Below are 6,737 nucleotides of genomic sequence, written 5' to 3' on the forward strand. Positions count from 1 at the left end.
CTCGCGGTCCTAGGGGTAGGAGAGCAAGTGAAGCGACCTGAGGAGCCAGACGATGGACAAGCCGATCACCCCCTGCCTGTGGTTCGACGGCAATGCCCGCGAGGCGGCCGAGTTCTACACCTCGGTCTTCCCGAACTCGAAGATGGGCGAGATCGGGCTCGCGCCCGAGGGCGGCACCCCGGGCAACGAGGCCGGCGCCGAGATGGTGGTGGAGTTCACTCTGAACGGGCAGCCCTTCACCGGCCTCAACGGGGGCCCGATGTTCACCTTCAGCGAGGCGATCTCGTTCCAGATCTTCTGCGCGGACCAAGCCGAGGTGGACCACTACTTCGACGCCCTCGTGGCCGGCGGCGAGCCGAGTTACTGCGGGTGGCTCAAGGACAAGTTCGGGCTGTCCTGGCAGGTTGTGCCGACCCCGGTCCTCGCGCTGCTCAACGGGCCGACGGCCAAGGTGGCGTTTGAGGCGATCAGCAAGCCGGAGAAGATCGTCATCGCTGACGTGCAGGCTGCCTGCGCGTGAGCAGCGCGTGCACCAGGCGCAGCTTCTCCTGCACCGTCGGGGAGAGCAGGAAGGGATAGAGGTCCTTCTTGCCCATGCTGCGGTTGACCGCGTTCAGCGCGTACGTCAGCGGGAGCCAGGAGTTGATCAGATCGTCGAAGTCGTCCATCTCTTCCATCGGGATGGAGGTCAGGGGTGCGGTCGGGTCCGGGGTCGCCTGCACGTCCGGTCCGGCCACGACCACGCCGAACGCAGCGGCGGTCTGGAGGGTGTCGCGGATGTGCAGGTAGTGCGCGAAGGTCTCGGCCCAGTCCTCCCACGGGTGCGCGGTGGCGTAGATCGAGACGTAGGTTTCCTCCCAGCCCGGGGCCGTGTAGGAGGTGTAGTGCGCGCTCAATGCCGCGCCGTAGTCGGTGCGCTCATCGCCGAATAGGGCCCGAAACACCGATAGCACCGCGGTGTTCTCGACCAGGAGCATCCAGTAGTAGTGGCCGATCTCGTGCCGGAAGTGCCCGAGCAGGGTCCGGTAGGGCTCGTCCAGGCGGACGCGCATCGCTTCCCGATGCCCGTCGTCGCCCTCGGCGAGGTCGAGGCTGATCACGCCGTCCGCGTGCCCGGTGGTCACCGGCCCGTCCACCGAGGACAGCAGGTCGAAGGCCAAGCCGAGCGCTGGGTCCTCCTCGCGGCTGACGACCGGCAAGTTGAGGTCGTCGAGCTGGTACAGCAGCCGCCGTTTGGCCGCCTCGGCGCGGGCGAACGCGGCCATGCCGCCGAGGTCGTCATTATTCGGCCGCGTGCGGGTCAGGTCGCAGCAGGCGCAGAGTTCGCCGAGGGTGTCGACCAGCCAGTTGCACTCGGCGGCCAGGGAGTTGGCGCAGCGCGTTTCCGGGGTCGCGAGTGCGAGAGCCGCCGTCTCTCGGTCGAAGCCGACCTCGGTGTCGCAGTTCAGGCAGTGGCTGTTCTCGAAGAACAACAGGGATCCGCACTTGGGACAGTCGAACGAGCGCATCCGGCGACGCTACCCGGTGTCAGGTCGAGGAATCGCCGACGATGGGCACCATGTCCACCGACACCTTCAGCGTGTTCTTCTTGCTCTCGGTGTAGATGACGCCCTTCAAGGGTGGGACGTCGGAGTAGTCGCGGCCGACCGCGGTGACGATGTAGCTGTCGTCGACGAACTTGTGGTTGGTCGGGTCAAGGTCGACCCAGCCGACTCCGGGGGCGAACACCGAGGCCCACGCGTGCGAGGCGTCAGCGCCGACCAGTCGCGGCTTGCCCGGTGGTGGCTGGGTCTCCAGGTAGCCCGAGACGTAGCGGGCAGCCAGTCCCATCGACCGCAGGGCCGCGACGGCGAGGTGGGCGAAGTCCTGGCAGACGCCCTCCCGGCTGGCGAGCACCTCGGCCAGTGTGGTCCGCACGGTGGTGGAACCGGAGACGTAGGAGAACCCGTCGTGGATGCGGTCGAGCAGGTCCGCGACCACCTCGTCCAGGCTCCGGGCCGGTCGCATCAGGTCCTGGGCGAACTCGGCGACCTGCTCGGCGCGACCGATCATCGGCGAGGGCAGCAGGTACTGGCGGGCGGCGTTGAGGTCGGCGGCGAGATCCGCGCGGTCGTGGAGACGCTCGTGCACATCGCGGGCGCGGACGTCGCGCAGCGCGTCGCGATGGGTGCCGCCGCGGTCGACCGCCACCCTGCTGGTCGCGGTCACCGACAACTCGCGGTGCGGGGTGCGGACCGAGAAGTAGGTCGACCGGTTGCCGAAGAAGTCGGTGTGCTCGCGCAGATCGGCCGGGGCCGGGTCGACCTCGACCTGGGCGGCCAGTCGGTACTGCCCGGCGCCGTGACGCGGAATCAGGTGAGCGCGCCCGTAGGAGGTGAAGACCTCGTCGTCGTAGACGTACTCGGTGCGGTGGGTCAGCTGCCACACCTTGGCGGTCGCCGGGATCTCCGCGGCGGCGGTGGCCATCACCAGGACTCCCAGGTGGTGGCCGTGACGTCGAGGGGACGCTGCGGGGCCGGCTGGACGAAGAAGATCCGTTCCACGTCCAGGGCCAGCGCGCCGAGGCGGGTGGACAGAACGGTGAGCAGGTCGCGCAGCTCGGCCCGGCGCCCGTCCTCGCCGACCCGGGCCAGCGCCGCGGTGTCGATGCCGCGGAGGGCGGCGCGGATCTCGGCCAGCGTCTCGCGCACCGGGGCGATCCGTTCGGCGTCCGCCGGCAGCCGCTCGAGCGCCTCGCCGAGCCGGTCGAGCTGGAAGGCCACCGCGCGCGGATTCTCCCGGTCGGTCAGCAGCAGGTCGAGCAAGGTGCCGACGCCGGCCCGCGCCTGGTAGCGCCGTCGGTAGGTGATGATGCTCTCGGCCGCGATCAGCACCGACTCGAAGACCAGGCTGTCGGTCTGCGGCGGACCTTCCCTGGTGACCGTCGCCTGCAGCAGCGTGGTGACGTGCAACGCACGCTCGATCCGGCGGCCGATCTCGCAGAAGCGCCAGCCGGCATCCCGGACCAGGCTCTCGGCGATCAGGCCGGAGAGCGCGAGCAGGCCTTCGAGCACGCGGGCGATGGCGGTCGGCACGTCTCCGGTCAGCACGTCGCGGCTGCCCAGCTTGGTCCGCAGACCGTCCAGCTCACGCTCCAGGCCGCCGAGCACCAGCCAGGTGTCGGTGGACAGCTGCTCGCGTACGTCACCGGAGACCTCGGTCAGCCGGCGCACCGCGAAGGCCAGCGTGCCCTCGCGCTCGTCGTCGAGGATGACCGAGAGGAGCTCACGGGCCTGCCGGGCGAAGCGGGTGTCGGCGTCGACCCCGATGAAGCCGGGGGTCGTGGCGGTGACCTCGGTCAGGGTCTCCAACAGCACCGCCAGGGCCGCGGCGCCGGTGTACTCGGGGGAGTTGTGGAAGTCCGCCCAGCGGTCGTTGACCGCGCGCAGCAGCCGGGCCGTGTCCTCGGCCCGCTCGGCGTAGCGGCCCAGCCAGAACATGTCCTCGGTGACGCGGGGGGAGATCGTCAGTGGCAGCACCTGGGACGGCATGGACTCGCGCACCCACGGTTCGACGGTGGGCGCGCCGCGGGTGTTGCGGATCCAGATGTCCTTGGAGGTGGGCGCGGCCTGACGCTGCGTCAGGCCGCCGTGGTGGGTGCGGACCTGGCCCAGGGCGCCGGTCATGACCTGGTAGCCGGACCCGGTGGCGACAGCGAACGTACGCAGCGTCAGGTCCTGCGGGAACAGGTCGTCGGACAGGATGCTCGGCGCCGTCGAGCAGGACAGTTCCTCCTGCCCGACCCAGGCCCACGGTTCGGTCTCGATCCGTTTGATCAGGTCGCCCTGTTGGGCCTCGGAGAGCTCCCAGCCGAAGAGGTGGGTGCGCCCGATCCCGCGGGCCAGCGGCTTGACCACCATGGTCGCGAGTGAGTCGCGGACCTTGGCCAGGCCTTCGACGTCACCGCACCACCAGGTCGGCACCGACTTCAGCCGCAGCGGCTCGTCGAGCAGCAACTGGCACAGGGCGGGCAGGAACGGCAGCAGGCCCGGGTTCTCCAGCACTCCGCAGCCCAGGCCGTTGACCACCGAGACCGACCCGGCGCGGGCGGCCTCGACCAGGCCGGGCACGCCGAGTTCGGAGTCCGGGCGCAGGTCGAGGGGGTCGCAGTACCAGGAGTCGACCCGGCGCAGGATCACATCGACCTGCTCCAGGCGGCCCAGCGTCTGCTGCCAGACCCGGCCGTCGGCCACCACCAGATCCTTTCCGCGCACCAGCGGGTAGCCGAGCAGGGTGGAGAGGTAGGCCTGCTCGAACGCGGTCTCGCTCTGCGTGCCCGGGGTCAGCAGGACCGCGCGCGGGGCCTCCGCGGTGGGCGGGGCGACCTGCTCCAGCCCGATCCGCATCGCGTGGAAGAACGGGCCGAGGCGGTGGATCTCGGACTGCCGGTGCAGGGCGGGCAGCACCCGGGAGACCACCCGGCGGTTCGCCATCGCGTAGCCGGCGCCGGAGGGGGCCTGCACCCGGTCGGCGATCACGCACCAGGCGCCGTCCTGGCCGCGGGCGAGGTCGGCGGCAGCCAGGAACAGCTGCCGGGCCGCCCCGGGGGCCGCCCCGTCCCAGGCCCGCAGGAAGCCCGGGTGGCCGTGCACGATCTCGTTCGGCAGGGCGCCGGAGCGCAGCGCGATCCGTGGGCCGTACAGGTCGTGCAGCAGCGCTTCGAGCAGCTGGGCCCGCTGGATCAGGCCCGGCTCCAGCGTTGCCCATTCGCCCTCATCGACGAAGACCGGAAGCGGGTCCAGACCCCAGGTCTGCTCCGCCGGGGCGCCGAGTGGGCGGTAGGTGACGCCGTCCTCGTCGAGCAGCCGGGCGGCTTCGGCGGTGGCCGTCGCCAGCCCGGCCGGGCCGAGGCTCTCCGCGACCGCGGACAGCTCGCGCCAGCCGCGCCGGACCCGGCCGTGGAAGCCGACCATCTCGTCCCAGCGCGCGCGCTCCTCACGCCGCGCGGTCCGCTTGGCCGCGTAGGCGTGCACCATCCCGGATGTTGTGCTGTCGGCAGAGCGGGGACTGGCGGGGGGCCTGGGCTGTGTCTCCGTCACACGATGTCCATCACTGCCCCGGTCACCGCCGCGGGCGGATCCGGCGCAGGTCGAGCGTGCGCGGGTACTCACCGGCGTCGGCCGTGGTACCAGCGATCAGCGACGACGCCGGGGACGGGTGCATGGCTGAAGACTGCCATGCGGCGACGTCCACCGGGCCCGGTGTGTGCCCCTCCGGGACGAATCGGGCCCCGCGGCGGGCCTCGGCCTCGCCCGCGTTGACCGGGAAGGTCTCGTAGTGGCGGCCACCCGGATGGGTGACGTGGTACGTGCAGCCGCCCACCGCGCGGCCGTTCCAGGTGTCGACCACATCGAGAACCAGCGGGGAGTGCACGCCGATCGTCGGGTGCAGGGCCGAGGGCGGCGCCCACGCCCGGAACCGGATCCCGGCCACCAGCGCGTCCCCGGAGCGGGCCCGGGTCAGTGGCACCGGGACGCCGTTGCAGGTGACCGCGTGCCGGCCCGGGACGGCGCCGGTGACCTTGACCTGCAGCCGCTCGACCGAGGAGTCCACGTAGCGCGCGGTGCCGCCGCCGCTGACCTCCTCGCCGAGCACGTGCCACGGCTCGATCGCCAGCCGCAGCTCCAGGTGCACTCCGGATACGTCCACCGATCCCAGGCGCGGGAAGCGGAACTCCGCGAACGGATCCAGCCAGGCGGGGGAGAAGGCGATGCCGTGGCCGTTCAGGTCGTCGACCACGTCGGCGACGTCGGCCAGGGCGAACTCGGGGAGCAGGAACGAGTCGTGCAGCCGTGTTCCCCAGCGCACGAGCGGGCCGGTGTAGGGCGCGTCCCAGAACCGGGCCACCAGTGAGCGCACCAGCAGCGCCTGCACCAGGGACATGTCCGGGTGCGGCGGCATCTCGAACCCGCGGAGCTCCAGCAGGCCGAGCCGGCCCCGGTCGGAGTCCGGCGAGAACAGCTTGTCGATGCAGAACTCCGACCGGTGGGTGTTGCCGGTGATGTCGGTCAGGAGATGACGCAGGGCGCGGTCCACGTGCCAGGGCCGGGCGCCCTCCGGGGACTCGGCGAGCGCCGCCAGTTCGGCGAACGCGATCTCCAGTTCGTACAGGTTCTCCGCCCGGCCTTCGTCGGCCCGGGGGGCCTGGCTGGTCGGGCCGATGAACCGTCCGGAGAACAGGTAGGTCAGGCCGGGGTGGTGCTGCCAGTACGTGAGCATGCTGACCAGCAGGTCGGGGCGCCGCAGCAGGGGAGAGTCCGCCGACGACGGCCCGCCCAGGGTCAGGTGCCCGCCGCCGCCGGTGCCGGTGTGGGTGCCGTCCATCCCGAAGGTCTCGGTCGCCAGGCCGATCGCGCGCGCGGCGGTGTCCAGCGTCTGGTTGATCTCGGTGAGCTCGGCCCAGCTCGCCGCCGGGTGCACGTTGACCTCGATGACTCCGGGGTCCGGGGTGACGCTCATCCCGCGCAGGCGGTGGTCCCCGGAGGGCGGGTAGCCCTCCAGCACGACCGGGGTGCCGGTGGCCGCCGCGGCGGCTTCGACGACGCCCAGCAGGACGACCGTGTCCGCGGCGTCGGGCAGCGGTGGCAGGAACACGCAGACGTGTCCGGCCCGCTCCTCGACGCACAGCGCCGTGGTCGGCGCGCCCGGGGCGGGGAGCACCTCGGCGGCGGCGACCAGCTGGGGACTCGGCGCCGTGC

5 protein-coding genes are annotated in these 6,737 nt (G+C 71.7%); 1 reads left to right on the plus strand and 4 read right to left on the minus strand.

Annotated features, from left to right (window positions below; all coding sequences use genetic code 11):
- The first annotated feature begins 52 nt into the window (after nucleotides 1–52).
- Nucleotides 53–520: a VOC family protein gene (locus H0X00_RS05520; RefSeq protein ID WP_293767818.1), complete on the plus strand. Its 468-nt coding sequence runs from the start codon at nucleotides 53–55 to the stop codon at nucleotides 518–520.
- Here H0X00_RS05520 and H0X00_RS05525 read toward each other — a convergent pair.
- The 4 genes from H0X00_RS05525 to H0X00_RS05540 all read right to left on the minus strand — a co-directional run.
- Nucleotides 489–1,508, minus strand: coding sequence for a putative zinc-binding metallopeptidase (locus H0X00_RS05525; protein WP_293767820.1), 1,020 nt, complete (start codon nucleotides 1,506–1,508; stop codon nucleotides 489–491). The genes H0X00_RS05520 and H0X00_RS05525 overlap by 32 nt on opposite strands.
- Nucleotides 1,509–1,527: 19 nt before the next feature.
- On the minus strand, nucleotides 1,528–2,466 hold the full coding sequence (locus tag H0X00_RS05530; RefSeq protein ID WP_293767826.1) for a transglutaminase family protein: 939 nt from the start codon (nucleotides 2,464–2,466) through the stop codon (nucleotides 1,528–1,530).
- Nucleotides 2,466–5,015 (minus strand): circularly permuted type 2 ATP-grasp protein, encoded by a 2,550-nt coding sequence (locus H0X00_RS05535; RefSeq protein ID WP_293767822.1) that lies wholly within the window; start codon nucleotides 5,013–5,015, stop codon nucleotides 2,466–2,468. The genes H0X00_RS05530 and H0X00_RS05535 overlap by 1 nt, the downstream gene beginning before the upstream one ends.
- A gap of 85 nt (nucleotides 5,016–5,100) precedes the next feature.
- Nucleotides 5,101–6,737: transglutaminase family protein (locus H0X00_RS05540; RefSeq protein WP_293767824.1), on the minus strand; the 1,637-nt coding region annotated here is incomplete at its 5' end.

The sequence above is a fragment of the Sporichthya sp. genome, assembly GCF_013815995.1.
Taxonomy (GTDB): domain Bacteria; phylum Actinomycetota; class Actinomycetes; order Sporichthyales; family Sporichthyaceae; genus Sporichthya.

Bases quoted from the DNA above. Each gene is read 5' to 3' on its own strand.
- H0X00_RS05525 (WP_293767820.1), bottom strand. From the start codon at position 1,508: ATGCGCTCGTTCGACTGTCCCAAGTGCGGATCCCTGTTGTTCTTCGAG.
- H0X00_RS05535 (WP_293767822.1), bottom strand. From the start codon at position 5,015: ATGGTGCACGCCTACGCGGCCAAGCGGACCGCGCGGCGTGAGGAGCGC.
- H0X00_RS05520 (WP_293767818.1), top strand. From the start codon at position 53: ATGGACAAGCCGATCACCCCCTGCCTGTGGTTCGACGGCAATGCCCGC.
- H0X00_RS05530 (WP_293767826.1), bottom strand. From the start codon at position 2,466: ATGGCCACCGCCGCCGCGGAGATCCCGGCGACCGCCAAGGTGTGGCAG.